The 17,523-nt window shown below is 47.2% G+C and carries 13 protein-coding genes; 10 read left to right on the forward strand and 3 right to left on the reverse strand.

Going from position 1 to position 17,523, the window contains the following annotated elements:
• Positions 1-9 precede the first annotated feature (9 nt).
• The 3 genes from thrC to recJ all read left to right on the forward strand — a co-directional run bounded on the left by thrC (position 10) and on the right by recJ (position 4,223).
• Positions 10-1,416: a threonine synthase gene (gene thrC, locus BGP75_RS10290; RefSeq protein ID WP_076718441.1), complete on the forward strand. Its 1,407-nt coding sequence runs from the start codon at positions 10-12 to the stop codon at positions 1,414-1,416.
• A gap of 250 nt (positions 1,417-1,666) precedes the next feature.
• Positions 1,667-2,506 (forward strand): YdcF family protein, encoded by an 840-nt coding sequence (locus BGP75_RS10295; protein ID WP_158070091.1) that lies wholly within the window; start codon positions 1,667-1,669, stop codon positions 2,504-2,506.
• On the forward strand, positions 2,499-4,223 hold the full coding sequence (gene recJ, locus BGP75_RS10300) for a single-stranded-DNA-specific exonuclease RecJ (protein WP_076718445.1): 1,725 nt from the start codon (positions 2,499-2,501) through the stop codon (positions 4,221-4,223). The genes BGP75_RS10295 and recJ overlap by 8 nt, the downstream gene beginning before the upstream one ends.
• A gap of 86 nt (positions 4,224-4,309) precedes the next feature.
• Here recJ and BGP75_RS10305 read toward each other — a convergent pair whose 3' ends face one another.
• Positions 4,310-5,938 (reverse strand): ATP-binding protein, encoded by a 1,629-nt coding sequence (locus BGP75_RS10305; RefSeq protein WP_076718446.1) that lies wholly within the window; start codon positions 5,936-5,938, stop codon positions 4,310-4,312.
• 367 nt (positions 5,939-6,305) lie between these two features.
• Between BGP75_RS10305 and BGP75_RS10310 the strand changes: the two genes are divergently transcribed.
• Positions 6,306-7,835, forward strand: a complete 1,530-nt coding sequence (locus BGP75_RS10310; RefSeq protein ID WP_076718447.1) for a DUF3369 domain-containing protein — start codon at positions 6,306-6,308, stop codon at positions 7,833-7,835.
• Positions 7,836-7,942: 107 nt separating this feature from the next.
• On the opposite strand, the gene BGP75_RS10315 is transcribed toward BGP75_RS10310, so the two are convergent.
• Positions 7,943-9,580 carry an electron transfer flavoprotein-ubiquinone oxidoreductase gene (locus BGP75_RS10315; protein ID WP_255395932.1) on the reverse strand — a complete coding sequence of 546 codons (1,638 nt, stop codon included), beginning with the start codon at positions 9,578-9,580 and terminating at the stop codon, positions 7,943-7,945.
• Between the two features lie 435 nt (positions 9,581-10,015).
• On the opposite strand from BGP75_RS10315, the gene BGP75_RS10320 reads away from it, so the two are divergent.
• From BGP75_RS10320 to BGP75_RS10345, 6 genes are all read left to right on the forward strand, one after another.
• The gene (locus BGP75_RS10320; RefSeq protein ID WP_076718449.1) at positions 10,016-10,765 is read left to right on the forward strand and encodes an electron transfer flavoprotein subunit beta/FixA family protein; all 750 of its coding nucleotides are present in this window, start codon (positions 10,016-10,018) and stop codon (positions 10,763-10,765) included.
• 1 nt (position 10,766) lies between these two features.
• Entirely contained in the window at positions 10,767-11,693 is a 927-nt protein-coding gene (locus BGP75_RS10325; protein ID WP_076718450.1) for an electron transfer flavoprotein subunit alpha/FixB family protein, read from the forward strand.
• Between the two features lie 306 nt (positions 11,694-11,999).
• Positions 12,000-13,160 (forward strand): acyl-CoA dehydrogenase family protein, encoded by a 1,161-nt coding sequence (locus BGP75_RS10330; RefSeq protein WP_076718451.1) that lies wholly within the window; start codon positions 12,000-12,002, stop codon positions 13,158-13,160.
• 12 nt (positions 13,161-13,172) lie between these two features.
• Positions 13,173-14,357 (forward strand): CaiB/BaiF CoA-transferase family protein, encoded by a 1,185-nt coding sequence (locus BGP75_RS10335; RefSeq protein WP_076718452.1) that lies wholly within the window; start codon positions 13,173-13,175, stop codon positions 14,355-14,357.
• A gap of 207 nt (positions 14,358-14,564) precedes the next feature.
• Entirely contained in the window at positions 14,565-16,175 is a 1,611-nt protein-coding gene (locus BGP75_RS10340) for an AMP-binding protein (RefSeq protein WP_076718453.1), read from the forward strand.
• Positions 16,176-16,404: 229 nt separating this feature from the next.
• The gene (locus BGP75_RS10345) at positions 16,405-16,839 is read left to right on the forward strand and encodes a PaaI family thioesterase (RefSeq protein ID WP_076718497.1); all 435 of its coding nucleotides are present in this window, start codon (positions 16,405-16,407) and stop codon (positions 16,837-16,839) included.
• Positions 16,840-16,906: 67 nt separating this feature from the next.
• On the opposite strand, the gene BGP75_RS10350 is transcribed toward BGP75_RS10345, so the two are convergent.
• Positions 16,907-17,497: a hypothetical protein gene (locus BGP75_RS10350; RefSeq protein ID WP_076718454.1), complete on the reverse strand. Its 591-nt coding sequence runs from the start codon at positions 17,495-17,497 to the stop codon at positions 16,907-16,909.
• Between the last annotated feature and the right edge of the window lie 26 nt (positions 17,498-17,523).

Genomic DNA, 17,523 nt, shown 5'->3' on the forward strand with positions numbered 1-17,523 from the left:
GAGAACGGCATGAAGTATATCTCTACTCGGGGTCAGGCCCCCGCTATGAACTTTGAAGAGGTTCTGTTAACGGGGTTGGCCTCTGATGGCGGCCTGTTTGTACCAGAGTCCCTGCCTCAATTCTCAAAAGAAGAGATCGCCTCCTGGGCTGGGCTGTCCTACGCGGAACTTGCAAAAAAGATAATTGCACCCTTTGTGGCGGGTACTATACCCACAGAAGACTTAAATGCCATTATCGATGAAACCTACGGTGTAGGCGGAGACAACAGCGTTTTTTCTCATAACGCCGTTGCTCCGTTGAAACAGCTGGATTCCAATCTGTGGTTGTTAGAGCTGTTCCATGGGCCAACTCTGGCGTTCAAGGACTTTGCTCTGCAGTTGCTGGGACGTTTGCTGGACTATGTTTTAGAAAAGCGTAAGGAAAAGGTAGTTATCGTTGGGGCCACTTCAGGCGATACTGGCTCAGCAGCCATTGAGGGTTGTCGTCGCTGTGATAATGTCGATATATTTATTCTTCATCCCCACAATCGGGTGTCTGACGTCCAGCGCAAGCAGATGACAACTATTATCGGCGACAATATACACAATATTGCCGTTGAGGGTAATTTTGATGATTGTCAGCAAATGGTTAAGCAAAGCTTTGCTGATCAGTCCTTCCTGAAAGGCCGTAAGTTGGTGGCTGTAAACTCCATCAACTGGGCTCGAATCATGGCCCAGATTGTCTATTACTTCCATGCCTCTCTATCATTGGGTGGGCCTCATCGCGAGGTTTCCTTCTCGGTTCCTACCGGTAACTTTGGTGATATTTTTGCTGGTTATCTTGCTCGTGGGATGGGACTACCGGTAAAACAGCTGGTTGTGGCAACGAACAGCAACGATATTTTACACCGTTGTATCAGCAGCAACGATTTTTCCAAGAAAGAGCTGGTTCACACACTTTCTCCTAGTATGGACATTATGGTTTCCAGTAACTTTGAGCGACTGCTGTTCGATCTCTATGATCGTGATGGGACGGCAATTGATAGTCTGATGAGCAGCTTAAATAAGGAAGCCGTTGCTCTTGATCCCAAGCGGCTGGAGAAGGCAAGAGAGCTTTTTGATAGTTATTCAGTTGATGATGATGTCTGTTGTCAGGTGATCGCTGATAGCTACAATCAGACCGAAGAGTTGTTAGATCCTCATAGCGCCATTGGCGTCAAAGCGGGGCAGGAGTGTCGTCGTGACGCAGAGACGCCGATGATTGCCTTAGCGACAGCCCATCCTGTCAAGTTCCCTGAACCCGTTGTAAAAGCCGGCTGTAAGGCTCCATCATTGCCTCACCATCTCGAAGATCTGTTTGATCGAGAAGAAGCCTTTCAGGTTCTGCCCAACGATTTAACGGCAGTGCAGGCATTTATCAGTAAGAATATTGATTAATGGCCTGAGCATTAATTGCTAAACAGCCCACTCTATGTCTTTGTTAACACTAAGGGCATATGTGGGCTGAGTCAGTTGTAGCTACCTGGCTACGACTCGTTGATCAGGATGACTACATTACTCTCAATAGTTAACTGGCCTGCCCATGGACGATCTGTTTTTTTATTCCTCAAAAATATTCTGGACCCTGAGCAGCCCTGACCACCTGCTGCTTTTATTTCTGACTTTGGGTGTATTCAGAAGTCGTCCAGTGAAGAGAGTACTCTCTTCTGATGGAGATAGACGCGCCAGGCCTGGAGGCCGCAAGTTACTCTGGTTGTCACTCTGCCTTTGCTGGATAATTGCAGCCTACCCGGTCGGAAATATCCTGATTTATCCTTTAGAGAAACAATATACTCGCCTGCAGCCTCCACTGCAGTCTGAGCTGGCGGGTGTTATCGTTTTGGGCGGGGCAGAAAGAGTTTGGTTTAGTAGCCAATGGGATGAGTTGGAAGTCAACGAATCAGGGGAGCGAATCATTGGAATGCTTGCCTTGCTCAGGCAATATCCTGATCTGCCATTTATCTATTCCAGCGGTTCAGGGCTGGTAACGAATCAGCAGCTGAAAGGGGCTGATATCATCGCTCAGTTTCTGAAACCATTGGGGCTGCATGATCGAGTCGTTTATGAGCGCGAATCTCGAAATACCTACGAAAACGCTGTTTTTAGTGCCAAGTTGATCGGAGAGCAACAGACCAGGCCTTGGTTGTTGGTGACCTCAGCATTCCATATGCCTCGTTCAGTGGGGGTTTTTCAGCGGCAAGGGATTAATGTAAAGGCATTTCCTGTTGATCACCGATCGATTCCTCCAGAGAGGCAGGGGATTCATTTTGACTTAGCCGGTAATCTGAGTGGACTTAAATTGGCATTGCGAGAATGGATTGGCCTGTTCGCTTACTGGTTGACTGGAAAAACTGTCAGCTTTTTCCCTAGTGAATTGCTGCAAGCTACGACTCCTGAGTCGTCGAATAAAGCATCACACAACGGGTGGCAAAAAATACCACCCGTCAATACAACCGATGACCCGCTTATGGGCGTAACTGATGAATAAGCTGATTGTACGGCGCAATTCTTTTACAGAACTGAATGATAACTCCCTGACACCTTTGCTACAGCGGATTTATGGTGCTCGTGGTATTCAGAACCCTGTGGAGCTTGAACGCTCTCTAAAAGTATTACTCCCTTACTCGTCAATGAAGGGTATTGAACGAGGAGTGCTGTTAATTGCTGAAGCAGTTCAGCGGCAAAAGCGTATTCTTATTGTCGGGGACTTTGATTGTGATGGTGCTACCAGTAGTGCGCTGGCTGTACTGGCGTTGCGCAAAATGGGAGCCTCTCAAGTAGATTTTCTGGTGCCAAACCGGTTTGAGTATGGCTACGGTCTGAGTCCTGAAATCGTTGCCGTTGCTGCGCAGCAGTCTCCAGATCTATTAATAACCGTCGATAATGGTATTTCCAGCGTTGAGGGTGTCAGAGCGGCTAAGTCTCTTGGTATTGATGTAGTCGTGACGGACCATCACCTGCCTGGAGCAGAATTGCCCGAGGCTGATGCTCTTATCAACCCTAATCAGCATGGTTGTGGCTTTCCAAGTAAGAATCTGTGTGGTGTTGGTGTCATTTTCTATGTTATGAGTGCGTTACGCAGGACGTTGCAGGAAGATGAATGGTTCCAGCGACAGCATATCCCTGTTCCTAATATGGCGTCTTTTCTGGATTTGGTCGCTTTAGGCACGGTCGCGGATGTGGTGACCCTTGATCAGAACAATCGGATTTTGGTTGATCAGGGGCTGAGACGTATTCGTGCAGGTGTTGCCCGACCCGGAATTCTGGCGTTACTGGAGGTAGCGGGAAGGACTCCTGCAAAGATCGTCGCTTCTGATCTCGGTTTTGCCGTAGGTCCAAGGCTTAATGCCGCTGGCCGTCTGGAGGATATGTCTATAGGAATAGATTGCCTGTTGGCTGAAGATCATGATCAGGCCAGGGCATTGGCTTTTCAACTGGATGAACTGAATCAGGATCGAAAGAGTATTGAGCAGTCCATGCAAGATCAGGCATTAACTATTCTTGATAGCATGGAATTGGATACGAATGGCAACTTTCCTGTTGGGTTGTGCCTGTTTGATGAAAGTTGGCATGAAGGGGTGATTGGCATACTGGCGTCCCGTATAAAGGAGCGATTTCATCGCCCTGTTATTGCGTTTGCTCCGGCTGAAAACGGAATGATAAAAGGCTCCGCTCGCTCCATTCCAAAGCTTCATATTCGTGATGCCCTTGATGCGGTTGCAGCTCGAGATCCTCGATTGCTGAGTAAGTTTGGTGGCCATGCTATGGCAGCAGGAATGAGCCTCAAACAGGAGCACTTTGAAGCCTTTAGTAAAGCATTTGATGAAGAGGCCAGACGTCTGTTACTTGAGGAGGATCTACAGGCGCGAATTGATAGTGACGGTGAGCTGGACTCTGACGAGATGAATTTGGAGATGGCTCAGTTGCTAAGAGATGCTGGTCCTTGGGGGCAGAATTTTCCAGAACCCATTTTTGACGGGGTTTTTGATTTGATTCAACAGAGAATCGTGGGTCAGCGCCATTTGAAATTGGTGTTAGCTGAGCCTCGTAGTGGGTTTTGTGTGGACGCTATCGCATTTAATGTTGATTTGGGTCTTTGGCCAAGCGACTCTTCGCAAGCAAAGGTGGCGTATAAACTGGATATCAACGAGTTTCGGGGGCGCACAAGTGTTCAGTTTCTGGTGGACTATCTGGAACCCTTGTAGGTCTGGATAGACTAGCCTCTGGTCTGTTGTTATCAAGCGGCCGTTAATTTACAGATGGCTGTTTTAGAGCGGGCAGCGTAGAAAACCTACCATAGGTCATCATCTTCATCATCGGGTAAGTTCTGAATTCTGACGGGAACTCGAATATCGAAGCGGGCACCCTGGCCTCGCTCACTGGTGCAGGAGATGGAACCTTTGAGTAATTGTGTAATCAGGTTGTAAATTAAGTGGGTACCCAACCCGCTGCCGCCAGATCCGCGTTTGCTGGTAACAAACGGATTAAAGATCCGGTGTTTGATTTGTTCAGGAATACCACGACCATCATCGCTGTAAGTAATTAACAGGTGTTCATCTTTCTTCTTGATATCGATCTTAATTGTTCCATCACTTTTGCCTTCAAAGCCATGGATGATCGAATTCATGATTAAGTTGTTATAGATCTGCACAAAACCGGCAGGATAGCTGACGATTTCCAGGTTCTTATCGCAATCAATCAGGATCTGGCATTTGGCATCACGTATATCGGTTTCAAGCGTGCGTAAGGTTTCTTCCAGGTTTTCCCGAATATTGAAATGCTGTGTTAGTTCGTTGCTCTGGTCCACCGCTATCTGTTTAAAGCTGTTGATCAGCTTGGATGCGCGATTTAAGTTTGTAGTGATCATTCCGGTAGCTTCCGTTATGTCGTCACTGTAGCTGCGGATTTGTTCAGGAGCAGCCTGGCCCTTTTCTAATCGTGCAGAGAGATCCTTGCTTAAATCCTGAAGAAAGCTCGCAGAGGTCAGACTATTGCCTACAGGAGTATTTATCTCATGAGCAACTCCGGCAACCAGTTCACCCAAGGCGGCCATCTTCTCTGATTCTACCAGTTTATCCTTTGTCTGTGTCAGTTCTTCCAGGGCCGTCGCCAAGCGGTCATTCGTATGCTTCAGTGTTGCCGTTCGGTATTGAACCCGTTGCTCCAATTCTTCATTCAGCTGTTCCAGTTGACGCTGTACCTTTTTCTTCTCGTTTAACTGTTTGCGTATATTGTCCCGCATTGCGTTTAAGGTGTTCGCCAACTGATCGATGGAGTCTGCCTCATCCTGGTCAAATACGCCTTTCTTCAGTTTAAGAGTTTCGTCCAGATTGTCTAGATCGAGCCGTTGAGTAAAGCGGGATAACGTATTGAGGTGGCGGACCACCAGAAAGTGCACGATGAAAAGGATACAAATAGAAACCAGGAAGGTTTTTACCGCCTGGCTACCAAGTATGACCATAAATTTCTTTAACAATCGGTCGTATACGTTTTCGAGCGTTGCTCCGACCTGGAGTTTACCGACCAGTGTTTTATTGTAGGATAGATCAAAGTCCCGGGAAATAGGGAATTCTTCGCGCTTATCGCCTCGATAGAAAATGGCTTCCTCTTTATTCGCGACAATTTCAGTGATAGCCGCAAAACCAATATCTGGCAGTTTCATGATGCCATCAAGCTGAATGCCTATCTGATCCTGGTCCAGCTTCCAAAGACTGGACGCCAATGAATCGAGATAGCCTGCCTCGATAGAATTGATACCTTTCTCAATATTGCTGATATCGTTTCTGTAATCCCAGAATAATTGAACCGCAGTACTCAGCACGGCTAGCAGTGTGCTGCACATCAGAATATAGACCAACAAACGATAGGATAGTAAATTCTGCTTCCTATGTAATCGCAGGTTAGTCAGCAGTTTTTGCATTGGCAGTGTCCGGGTTTGGCATTGGCGGTTTACAGATCCAACTTAATTTGTCAAAAAATGAGCTTGCTTACAGTTAGTCTATGACTAATAACACTAAAGTTGTATCGATAGCCCGGCAAATTAGCAGAGTTATGGATCAATTGCCAAGGCCTGCACAGGGGTGTTTGATATTTATTGAAAATTGTTCTCATCACGTTGGGCAGAAGTGGCACCAATCTATTACTATTAACATTATCTAGAATAGCTCAATAAACGTCTTTTTCTTCTATTTTGGTTGTAGCATAGGCTTGTGTTTGCTTTAGCACGCTGTATTTGCACCATAATGTATTTATAGCAAAAAAACCGTGCAGATTGTGGAGTGAGCTGGATGGAAAATGAATTACTTTTTTTTGATGAGAAGAATCTTTCTGATGAGTTCGTGGGCGAACCATGGAAGGTGTTGATCATTGATGATGAAAGCGAAGTTCACAAAGTTACCCGGCTGGCTCTTAAGCGTTTCGTCTTTGACGGGCGCCCTCTTGAATTTATCAGCGCTTACTCTGGGCGCGAAGCGCGAACCTTACTTAAAACCCTCAGCGACGTGGCTGTGATTCTACTTGATGTGGTGATGGAGACGGAAGATGCCGGTCTTGAGCTGGTGCGCTTTATCCGCAAAGAGATGGGTAACGAAACCAGTCGCATCGTGCTGCGTACCGGTCAACCCGGTCAAGCTCCTGAGCGGGAAGTTATTCGAGAATATGACATTAACGACTACAAGGCTAAAACAGAGCTGACTTCTCAGAAATTATTTACTTTGATGCATGCTTGTCTGCGCTCCTACCGCGACATTATGACGCTGGAGAAGAGTAAAAAAGGCCTGGAAAAGGTTATTAATGCCTCCAAAGGAGTGTTTGAACAGCGTGCCTTTGGCTCTTTTGTCAGTGGTGCTATGGAACAGTTGCTGCTGTTGCTGCGGCTGGATGGCTCTTCTATCTATACGTATGACTCTCTTGCGCTACAGTTGATGGAGACGGAGCTGAAGGTTCTAGCTGCCTCTCACGACAATGAAATTGGCGTCGAGACTATCAAAATTTCACAGCTTCCCGACAAAATGAAGGGGATCATTACTGAAGCAGTAGATTCCCGAGCCAATGTGTATCATGAATGCAGTTTGGTTATCTATTGTTGTAACAGTACGCTGACAACACTGTTTTTTGTTGAAGGCGTACGTAATCTTTCCGACATTGATCGTAATTTGCTTAGTTTGTTCACAGAAAATATCGTTGTGGCATTGGAGAATATTCGCCTCAACAATATGCTTCGTGACAGTAACAGGGAGGTTATTTATCGCCTTGGCGAGGTGATCGAAACCCGCTCTGAAGAAACTGGCTTTCATGTCAAGCGTGTAGCATTCTATAGTGAGTTGTTGGGGCTGTTGTACGGACTCTCTGCTGAGCAGGCCGAGATTATCAAGCAGGCCTCCCCACTGCATGATATTGGTAAAGTGGGCGTACCTGATTCAGTACTTAATAAACCAGCCAAGTTAGATCCTGATGAGTGGGAAGTGATGAAGACTCATGCGCAGATGGGGCATGATATTCTTTATGGATCAGGGAATCCTTTACTCGACATGGCGGCAGAAATCGCGCTGACTCATCATGAAAAATGGGACGGCAGTGGTTACCCAAGAAGTCTACAGGGAGAAAGTATACCCATCAGCGGCCGAATCGTTGCTTTGGCGGATGTTTTTGACGCAGTCGGAAGCTGGCGGTGTTATAAGAAACCCTGGCCTCTGGAGAAAATTCTTGAGCTTCTGGAAACAGAGAGCGGTCGCCACTTTGATCCCACGCTGGTGAGGTTGTTCTTTGAAAATAAAGAACAATTTCTTGAAATTCGCGATCGGTATAAAGACCAGTGATTGGCTTATCAGCGGTTGGCAGATAAGCTAACAAGGGAAGTTCATTCTTCCCTCGTTAACCAGGCCCCTTCACTATAAATCAGGTATTAGCAGGCCACTTTACCCAACTACATATTTGGGTAATTAGGGCCTCCAGCGCCTTCAGGTGTCACCCAGGTGATGTTTTGAGAAGGGTCTTTAATATCGCAGGTTTTACAATGCACACAGTTCTGTGAATTAATCTGAAAGCTTTTTTCACCACTCTCATCCTCGACGATTTCATAGACGCCTGCCGGGCAATAACGCTGAGCGGGCTCATCATAGAGAGGCATATTTCTTTCTAAAGGAATATTGGGGTTCTTCAGTACCAGGTGGCAGGGCTGTTCTTCTTCATGGTTGGTATTCGAGAGGAATACCGACGAAGGTTTGTCGAAGCTGATGACTCCATCGGGCTTCGGATAATCAATCTTGGGACACTCAGCTGCAGGCTTTAATTGAGCATAGTCTTCGGTTGTATCGTGAAGAGTAAAGGGGAGTTTTCCCTTAAACCAGTTTTGATCGATATAGTTGAAGGCTCCGCCCATGAAGGTTCCAAATTTGTGCATGGCTGGTCCGAAGTTTCGAGAACGGTAGAGTTCGTCATAGGCCCAACAAGCCTGGAAGGCCTCGGTGTATGCTGAATGTTCTTTCCCGCCTTCATCTCCGGCAGCGATGGCATCAACCAGTATTTCTGCTGCGACCATGCCGCTCTTCATTGCAGTGTGGGTGCCTTTAATTTTGGCGAAATTCAATGTACCCGCGTCACAGCCTATTAAAAGGCCGCCCGGAAAGGTCATTTTTGCTAATGCATTAAGTCCGCCTTTGGCAATTGCACGAGCACCGTAGGCTACACGTTTTCCTCCCTCCAGGTATTCTTTGAATACCGGATGGTGCTTCATCCGCTGGAATTCGTCAAAAGGACTCAGGTGCGGATTGCTATAGGCCAGGTCAATAATCAGACCAAGTACGACTTGATTGTTTTCCGCATGGTAAAGGAATGAACCACCACCGGTTTTATTATCCAAAGGCCAGCCAGCACCATGGATCACAAGGCCTGGCTTGTGCTTCGCCGGGTCGATATCCCAGAGTTCCTTGATGCCTATCCCGTAATGCTGTGGATCAGAATCCTTATCAAGTTCGAATTTTTCTATTAACTGTTTGCCTAGGTGACCACGACAGCCTTCTGCGAACAGAGTGTATTTAGCGTGTAACTCCATTCCAGGCATATAGCTGTCTTTAGGGTTTCCGTCACGGCCTACACCCATATCTCCGGTAGCCACTCCTTTGACTGAACCATCTTCATTGTAGAGAATTTCGGCAGCAGCAAAGCCAGGAAAAATTTCAACACCTAAGGACTCAGCCTGTTCGGCTAGCCAACGGCATAAATTGCCTACGCTAACGACATAATTACCTTCGTTATGCATGGTGTGAGGAACGAAGCTGTTAGGAACTTTTGTCGCTTTATCTTCATTTTTAAATAGGTAGATTTGATCACCATCCACAGGAGTATTTAATGGCGCTCCCATATTTTTCCAGTCTGGGAAGAGTTCATTCAGGGCACGTGGTTCCAGAACTGCTCCTGAAAGAATGTGAGCACCGACTTCAGAGCCTTTTTCAACGACACAAACCATCAATTCCTGATTGTTATCCTGGGCTTTCTGCATTAATCGGCAAGCCGCGGAAAGACCCGCAGGGCCTGCACCGACAATGACTACATCAAACTCCATCGCTTCACGTTCCACAGCCTATCTCCTATTTCTTCTAGTGGTCATTCTTATTCGAATGGTCATTCTTTTTCTGTTAATGACCTGAGGCAACCATCAGGTTGCCTCTACTGCTCCGGGATACAAGAATGTGATTTTGACGCAGTATAGGGGAATACCCTATGTTTTATCAAGAACGGTTTGCAACCAAATAATCATAATGGTAAATTCTACGGGAAATTACCTATATTCACCTCAGCTCGATGATAGAATCAGGTCGTGCTTGTGGATATAGACAGGGTAACGGTCACTGCTGGATGAGTCAGCTGGTGGTAATTGCTGGATAAATGAAATGGAAGGTGTTGGTAAGCGGTTATTGCCAAAATTTGAAGTCGGTAATCAGTCAGGGCAGCAGCGTATTGTCTCGACAGTCTATTTAATAAATATTATGGGGGCCCTATGAAGGTTCTAGTAGCTGTTAAGCGAGTGGTTGACTATAACGTCAAGATTCGTGTCAAGAGTGATGAAAGTGATGTGGATCTAGCTAACGTAAAAATGGCCATGAATCCATTTTGCGAGATTGCTGTTGAAGAAGCTGTTCGTCTGAAAGAGAAGGGCGTTGCTGATGAAGTGGTTGTTGTGTCCATGGGGCCAAAAGCCTGTCAGGAGCAAATTCGTACAGCGATGGCATTAGGCGCTGACCGAGGTATTCAAGTTGAAACTGATGAGACTCTGGAGTCTCTGGCAGTGGCTAAATTGCTGGCTAAAGTTGTTGAAGCTGAACAGCCAGGTCTGGTTATTCTGGGCAAACAGTCAATAGATTCTGACAATAACCAGACAGGGCAAATGTTAGCAGCGCTGACCGGGATGGCGCAGGGTACTTTTGCATCAGAAATTAACATTGCAGAAGAAACCGTCGATGTTACTCGTGAAGTAGATGGTGGTTTGGAAACCTTGACTCTGAAGCTTCCTGCCATCGTAACGACTGATCTGCGATTAAACGAGCCTCGTTATGCGTCGCTTCCTAACATTATGAAAGCCAAGCGTAAGCCGTTAGATGTTAAAACGCCTGCTGATTTTGGTGTTGATATAACTCCACGATTGAAAACGTTGAAAGTTGAAGCTCCAGCGGCTCGTGAGGCCGGTATTCTGGTAAACAGCGTTGATGAGCTGGTCGAAAAACTGAAGAATGAGGCGAAGGTGATCTGAGATGAGTATTCTAGTTATTGCTGAACATGAAAACGGTTCTCTAAAGGGAGCTACTCTCAACACCGTCGCTGCTGCGCAGCAGATTGGCGGTGATATCGACCTGCTGGTTGCTGGTTCCGGATGCGGAGCTGTTGCAGAAGAAGCTGCTAAGGTCAATGGCGTTGCCAAGGTCCTGCTTGCTGATGCCGATTGCTACAATCACCAGCTGGCAGAAAATATGGCGCAATTGGTGGCTGAGCTGGCTTCAGGTTATAGCCATATTTTGGCGGCGGCGACCACAACGGGTAAGAACTTTATGCCCCGTGTTGCAGCAGTTCTGGATGTAGCACAGATTTCCGATATTGTAGCCGTTGAGAGTGCAGACACGTTCAAGCGTCCTATCTATGCGGGCAATGCAATTGCCACGGTTCAGTCTTCAGACAGTGTTAAAGTCGTCACTGTACGTAGCACCGGTTTTGAGCCTGTTGATACGGATGGCAGTGCTTCAGTCGAAACTCTCTCTGCGGTTCATGATGCAGGAGTATCTTCATTTGTTAAAGAAGAGCTTGCTAAGTCCGACCGTCCTGAATTGACCAGCGCCGGAGTGATTATCTCTGGTGGTCGTGGTATGGGCAATGGTGAGAACTTTGCGATGCTGGAGCGAGTTGCTGACAAGCTGGGTGCAGCGGTGGGAGCTTCTCGTGCAGCGGTTGACGCAGGTTTTGTTCCTAACGACATGCAGGTCGGTCAAACAGGCAAAATCGTAGCTCCAGACCTCTATATTGCTGTTGGTATCTCCGGTGCTATCCAGCATTTGGCGGGTATGAAGGACAGCAAGTTCATTGTTGCTATCAATAAAGATGAAGAAGCGCCTATTTTCCAGGTGGCAGACTATGGCCTGGTTGCTGATCTCTTTGATGTTATTCCTGAGCTTGAACAAAAACTCTGATAAATGGTTACTTACCCTGAGCAAGACTTAAGTATTTGTTTATGTGTTGTTCAGGGGGTGAGCTTACCCGGAACGTTCTGTTTGGGTTAAGTCTCCCCCGGGCTGTATTTCCTTACAGCCAATCGCTATCAAGAGTGCCCGGCCTTTTCGCCGGGCTTTTTTGTTTGTCCGCAATTCTGCCTATAATCAGTCTAATTCACCCTTTTTAACTTAAACAGGAGACCTGACGATCTCAGTTACAATTCGTAACTTTACGTTTACGTAAGGGGTCGGTATGGTTCTGTTAACAGACAAGAAGACATAATCATGGATCTATCACTGACAGAAGAACAATCGTTGATTCAAGACACTGCAAAGCGCTTTGCAGAATCTGAGCTTGCTCCTCGGGCAGAGGAACTGGATCAGACAAAAGACCGGGAAATTATTAAATCTCATTGTCGGCAGTTGGCAGAATTAGGATTTATGGGTCTGAACGTGTCCTCTGAATACGGTGGTACTGAAGCGGGCTCGATTGCTTTTAGTCTGGCTGTCACTGAGCTGGCCAAGGCTTGTGCTTCTACAGCTGTAACTGTATCTGTTACCAATATGGTTGCTGAAGTTATCCAGGTCATGGGGACTGAGCAACAAAAGCAAGAACACCTGTCAAAGCTCTGCGATGGTACTTACCTGGCTGGTAGCTTCTGCCTGACTGAGGCGGGAGCAGGCTCCGATCCTGCGGGTATGCGGGCACAGGCTCGTTCAGAAGGGGGGGAGTGGGTTATTGATGGAGTCAAGCAGTGGATAACCAGTGCTGAATTTGCCGGTGTTTTTGTTGTTTGGGCCGTGACAGATAAGGATGCACCCAAAGGGAAGGGAATCACTTGCTTTCTTGTCAATGCAGATAACCCCGGTGTGAAGGTCAATAAAGCAGAGAAAAAGATGGGGCAGCATGGCTCTGCTACCAATGAGGTGGTTTTTACTCAGTGCCGTGTACCTGATTCTGCGATTCTGGGTGAACTGAACCAGGGATTTAAACTGGCTGTTACAGAGTTGGCGGGTGGGCGTATAGGAATAGGCTCTCTTGCGCTGGGTATCGGTCAGGCTGCGATGCAATACGCTGTTGACTACGTAAAAGAGCGAAAGCAGTTTGGTAAGCCTTTGGCTGACTTTCAGGGTCTACAGTGGATGATTGCAGACCGTATGACTGAACTGGAAGCTGCCCGGTTGTTATTGATGAGCGCAGCTTACCAAAAAGAGCAAGGGCTACCTTACGCAAAACAGGCATCGATGGCCAAGCTGTTTGCCTCAGAGAAAGCGAATGATGCCTGTTATACCGCATTACAGCTTTTAGGTGGTTATGGCTATATGCAGGAATACCCGCTAGAGCGCTTCACTCGTGATGTTCGAATCACATCCATCTATGAGGGAACCAGCGAAATTCAGCGACTTATTATCGCTCGCGATATTCTCAGCGATCAAAATCGATAACAGGAGCCAGAGATGTCTTCACCGTTAAGCTCTTCTACCCGGACACCTGCACCATTAGAGGGGCTTAAAGTTCTTGATTTCAGCACTTTACTGCCTGGACCTTATGCGACCCAGATGCTGGCAGATATGGGGGCAGAAGTGCTAAGGGTTGAATCACCTTCCAGAGCTGACATTGTTCGCGAGATGAAACCACAGCTGGATGGGCAATCTGCGGCTTTTCACTACCTGAATCGGGGTAAGAAGTCCCTTGCGCTGGATTTAAAGAATGAAGCATCAAAGGTTATCGTTGAACAACTAATTAAGAGCTACGATGTGTTGGTGGAGCAGTTTCGTCCCGGTGTAATGGACCGACTGGGACTGGGCTACGCTCAGGTGAAAGCCGTTAACCCCGGAATTATCTATTGCTCGATAACCGGCTACGGTCAGGACGGGCCGATGGCACAATCGGCGGGGCATGATATTAATTATTTGTCGCGCTCAGGAATCAGCAGCTACCTGGGGCGCTCTGACGCAGGGCCCGTGCCGTTGCCCATTCAGGTCGCTGATATTTCCGGGGGCAGTATGAATGCGGTAACTGCCATACTGGCGGCACTGTTTGAACGACAGCATAGTGATCAGGGACAGCATATTGACATCAGTATGACTGATAGCTGTTTTGCCATGAATGCACTGTTTGGTCCGGGAGCATTACAACAAGAACGTAGTCCTGCTCCTCAGGATAACTTTTTAACCGGGGCTGGTATTTACGATTACTACCGGACATCGGATCAGCGTTATCTTTCTGTCGGAAGTCTGGAGCCTCAGTTTCGGCAACGGCTTTGTCAGGCGGTTGGCCAACCCGATTGGTCAGCACTGTCAGATGAGGATTTGAAAACGCGTTTGACGAAATTGTTTCTGACTAAATCACTGCACCATTGGCAATCTGTCTTTGAATCTTCTGATGCCTGTGTCGAGCCTGTACTGACTCTAAATGAAGCTGCTGAATCTGATCTTATGCAACAACGGCAGATGGTAACCCGTGTTGGCGGCAATAGTGGTCATGACCAAATTGCCTGTCCTGTTCGGTTCTCTGGAGTACGGCCTCAGCCTCGAACATTAGCACCGGCAAGTGGACAGCACACCCAGGAAGTTCTCCGTGATCTGGGCTATAGCGATACAGATTTAATACAGTTGGAGCAACAGGGTGTTTTCAAATAGGTACACTTTTAAGGTAAGTGCTGTTTGAGATAAGCGCTCATCTAAATAAATACACTTTTAAATCGCTACTCTTTTGAATGGGGATTCCCTGATTGCCTGCGTAACAACCGAATCGAGTTAAAACAGAATGTAATTAAACAGATGAATTAAGTAAGAGCCGTAATAACGATAAGACTGAAAAAAGATAAGAATGTAGAGGAACCCCCTATGACCCTTAACTACCAGGCCTACATGGAGCAGTTTTCTGTCTCCGCGATTGAACAGCAGCTGATTGGTGATTTGAGCACAGGTTTCAATGTGTGTCAGGAAATTTGTGACCGCCATGCCGAAGGTGGTCGTATCGGTCTGCGTTATCAAGGAGTTGACGGGACAACCAGTGAGCACAGCTTTGCCGAACTTAAAGAGAAGTCAGCTCAGTTTGCAAATTATCTTGTTGCCCAGGGAATCGGAAAGGGGGACCGGGTTTCCGCGTTACTGCCCCGCACACCGGAATTAATGATCGTTATTTTAGGTACCTTGAAGGCTGGCGCCGTTTACCAGCCACTATTTACCGCATTTGGATCCGGGGCGATTGAATACCGGACTGAAAAAGCCAAAACAAAGTTAATCGTTACTGACGAGACTAATCGGCCAAAATTAGATGATGTTAAAAACTGTCCTCCGGTGGTTACGGTCGGGGAGCAGTTTGTTACCTCTATCTATAGCCAGAGTACTGAGTTTGAGCCCGTTATTATTGCTGCGGACGAGCCTTTCTTACAGATGTTTACCTCTGGTACTCAAGGGAAGTCTAAGGGGGTCGCGGTACCTGCGAGAGCGTTACTGTCTTTTTACGTTTACATGAAGTACGCCATTGGCCTGCGCCCTGAAGATACCTTCTGGAATGTTGCAGATCCGGGCTGGGCATATGGTCTTTATTACGCCGTAGTGGGTCCGTTGTTGCTGGGGAATACGACGCATTTTAACGAGCATGGTTTTAGCGCAGAGAATACGTTTGAGTTTCTTAAGCATCACAAAATTACTAATTTGGCCGCAGCACCAACAGCTTACCGAATGCTGATGGCTAATGATCATTTGCTGGCGGAGGATAAGAGCTTTGATCTTCGGGTTGCCAGCAGTGCGGGAGAACCCCTGAACCCGGAAGTGATTAACTGGGTCGGACGCCGACTGGGTGGACCGGTTATGGATCACTACGGACAAACTGAAACGGGAATGACCGCCTGTAATCACCATGAGCTGGAGCATACATTGCGAATCGGTTCCATGGGGTATTCCATGCCGGGTCATCGGGTTGTTGCATTAAATGCCAACTTTGAAGAAGTGTCTGAAGGGGAAACGGGACAGCTGGCTGTGGATACTGAGCAGTCTCCGTTCTTCTTTTTCCAGGGATATACCTGGAACGAAAAAAATCCATTTCAGGGAAAATATTACCTTACGGGTGATGTGGTAATGAGTCATGGTGATGGCGCATTTTCCTTCGATGGTCGTGATGATGACATCATAACCTCTGCCGGATACCGGATTGGCCCGGCCGATGTGGAAAGTACGCTGATTGAACATGAAAGCGTCGCAGAGAGTGGTGTGGTCGCTAAGCCAGACCTTCAGCGCGGCTCTGTCGTCAAAGCCTTTGTGGTATTAAAACAGGGTTATGAGGCTGAAGATTCTCTGGCTGATGAACTTAAACAATACGTTCGTAAGCGATTGTCTACCCATGCATTTCCCCGGGAAATTGAGTTTGTTGAAGAGCTTCCTAAAACACCAAGTGGAAAAATTCAGCGATTTATCCTGCGTAAGCAGGCAGAGGAAGAAACCAGTTCCTAGCTGTTTTTTGTAGATTCTCACCTTATTGCTACCAGGCGCTCTAGGGTGAGAACGCTGGCAGAAGATACGCCGTGTTAAGCGTTAAGGATTAAGAGTTTAAAGGTTTAAAGGTTCAGGTATAAAGCTCAGGCTTTGTACCCTAATAAACCGAACTGTATGAGCAGATTCGTTTCACAAAGACACAATGGATCTTATCGTCGGTTCATTGACCGGGAGAGTGGTTAAAACTATGGCTCAAATGTCGATCGAGGCGATGGAGGTTTTTCTTGCAGAGCACTTTCCTCAAGGGAAAGACTACGGGCGTGTTGAATCCATAGGGCATCATAGCGCCATGCTCAGGCTAAACCCTGCTGATGCCCATTTGCGTCCCGGTGGTACGGTTTCCGGACCTGCAATGATGGCTCTGGCTGATGTTGCGATGTATGTCGCACTGTTGGGTGAGATCGGTCCAGTCCCGCTGGCCGTGACCACTAATCTGAATATAAACTTCCTGCAGCGTCCAGCACCGGACATGGACTTATTGGCTGAAGCTAAACTGCTCAAACTGGGCAAAAGACTAGCCGTAGGGGAGGTGACTATCTACTCTGAGGGTGAAGAAATGCCGGTTGCTCATGTGACCTGTACCTATTCTATTCCCCCTGGAGACTCTCGTCCCAATGATTAGCGACTGACAGGCAATTTCGAATTCCGGTTTGGGCTATTCGGCTGATCAGTTTCTGATTTTAGTGGTCTTAATCATCCAGGTTAGGTGGATCAGGGTCTTCATCCCAGTGAGTCTCCGGGCAAGGCAACTTGCTCAGCCACTGTTTTAACATCTGCAGGTACTCTTTCTGCTCCTGAACAATCTGCTGAAGCAGCATACCTTGCTGGCGATTGTTATTTGTTGCTTCCGCGTCCGAAGGTATCTCTTTATCGGCCTGGTTTTGCCATTCAAGCTGAGTCTGTTGCTCCGTTTCCAGAGCGAGCTTAATCACATGATAGGGAGTCATCAGATAATGAACTTCAGCATAAAGATCATCGGTGGGGGAGGCTCTGTTGGTGCAAAGCACGGTTGCACCTGCAGTTGTATGCTGTGCGTCTGAAGTCGCTGAAATCGTCGATAATCGCTGGATATGCTGCTGATATTTTTCCGACAGTTGCAGAAAGGTTTGTGCTGCTTCGGGGTTATTGCAATGCTCAAGCTGTTCGGCTAATTCCAGATAGCACTCGGCCAGTTCAGTTTTGATACATATCGTATTCTTTATCAGCATCGGTGTTTCTGATGCGCAGGGTGCTGTAGAGACTGCTGAATCTGCAGGCGAACTGGTCGGTGTTTCAGTCATTGGATGTTTTTCCCTGATGCGTTGCA

The organism is Motiliproteus sp. MSK22-1 (assembly GCF_001968815.1).
GTDB lineage: Bacteria > Pseudomonadota > Gammaproteobacteria > Pseudomonadales > Balneatricaceae > Motiliproteus.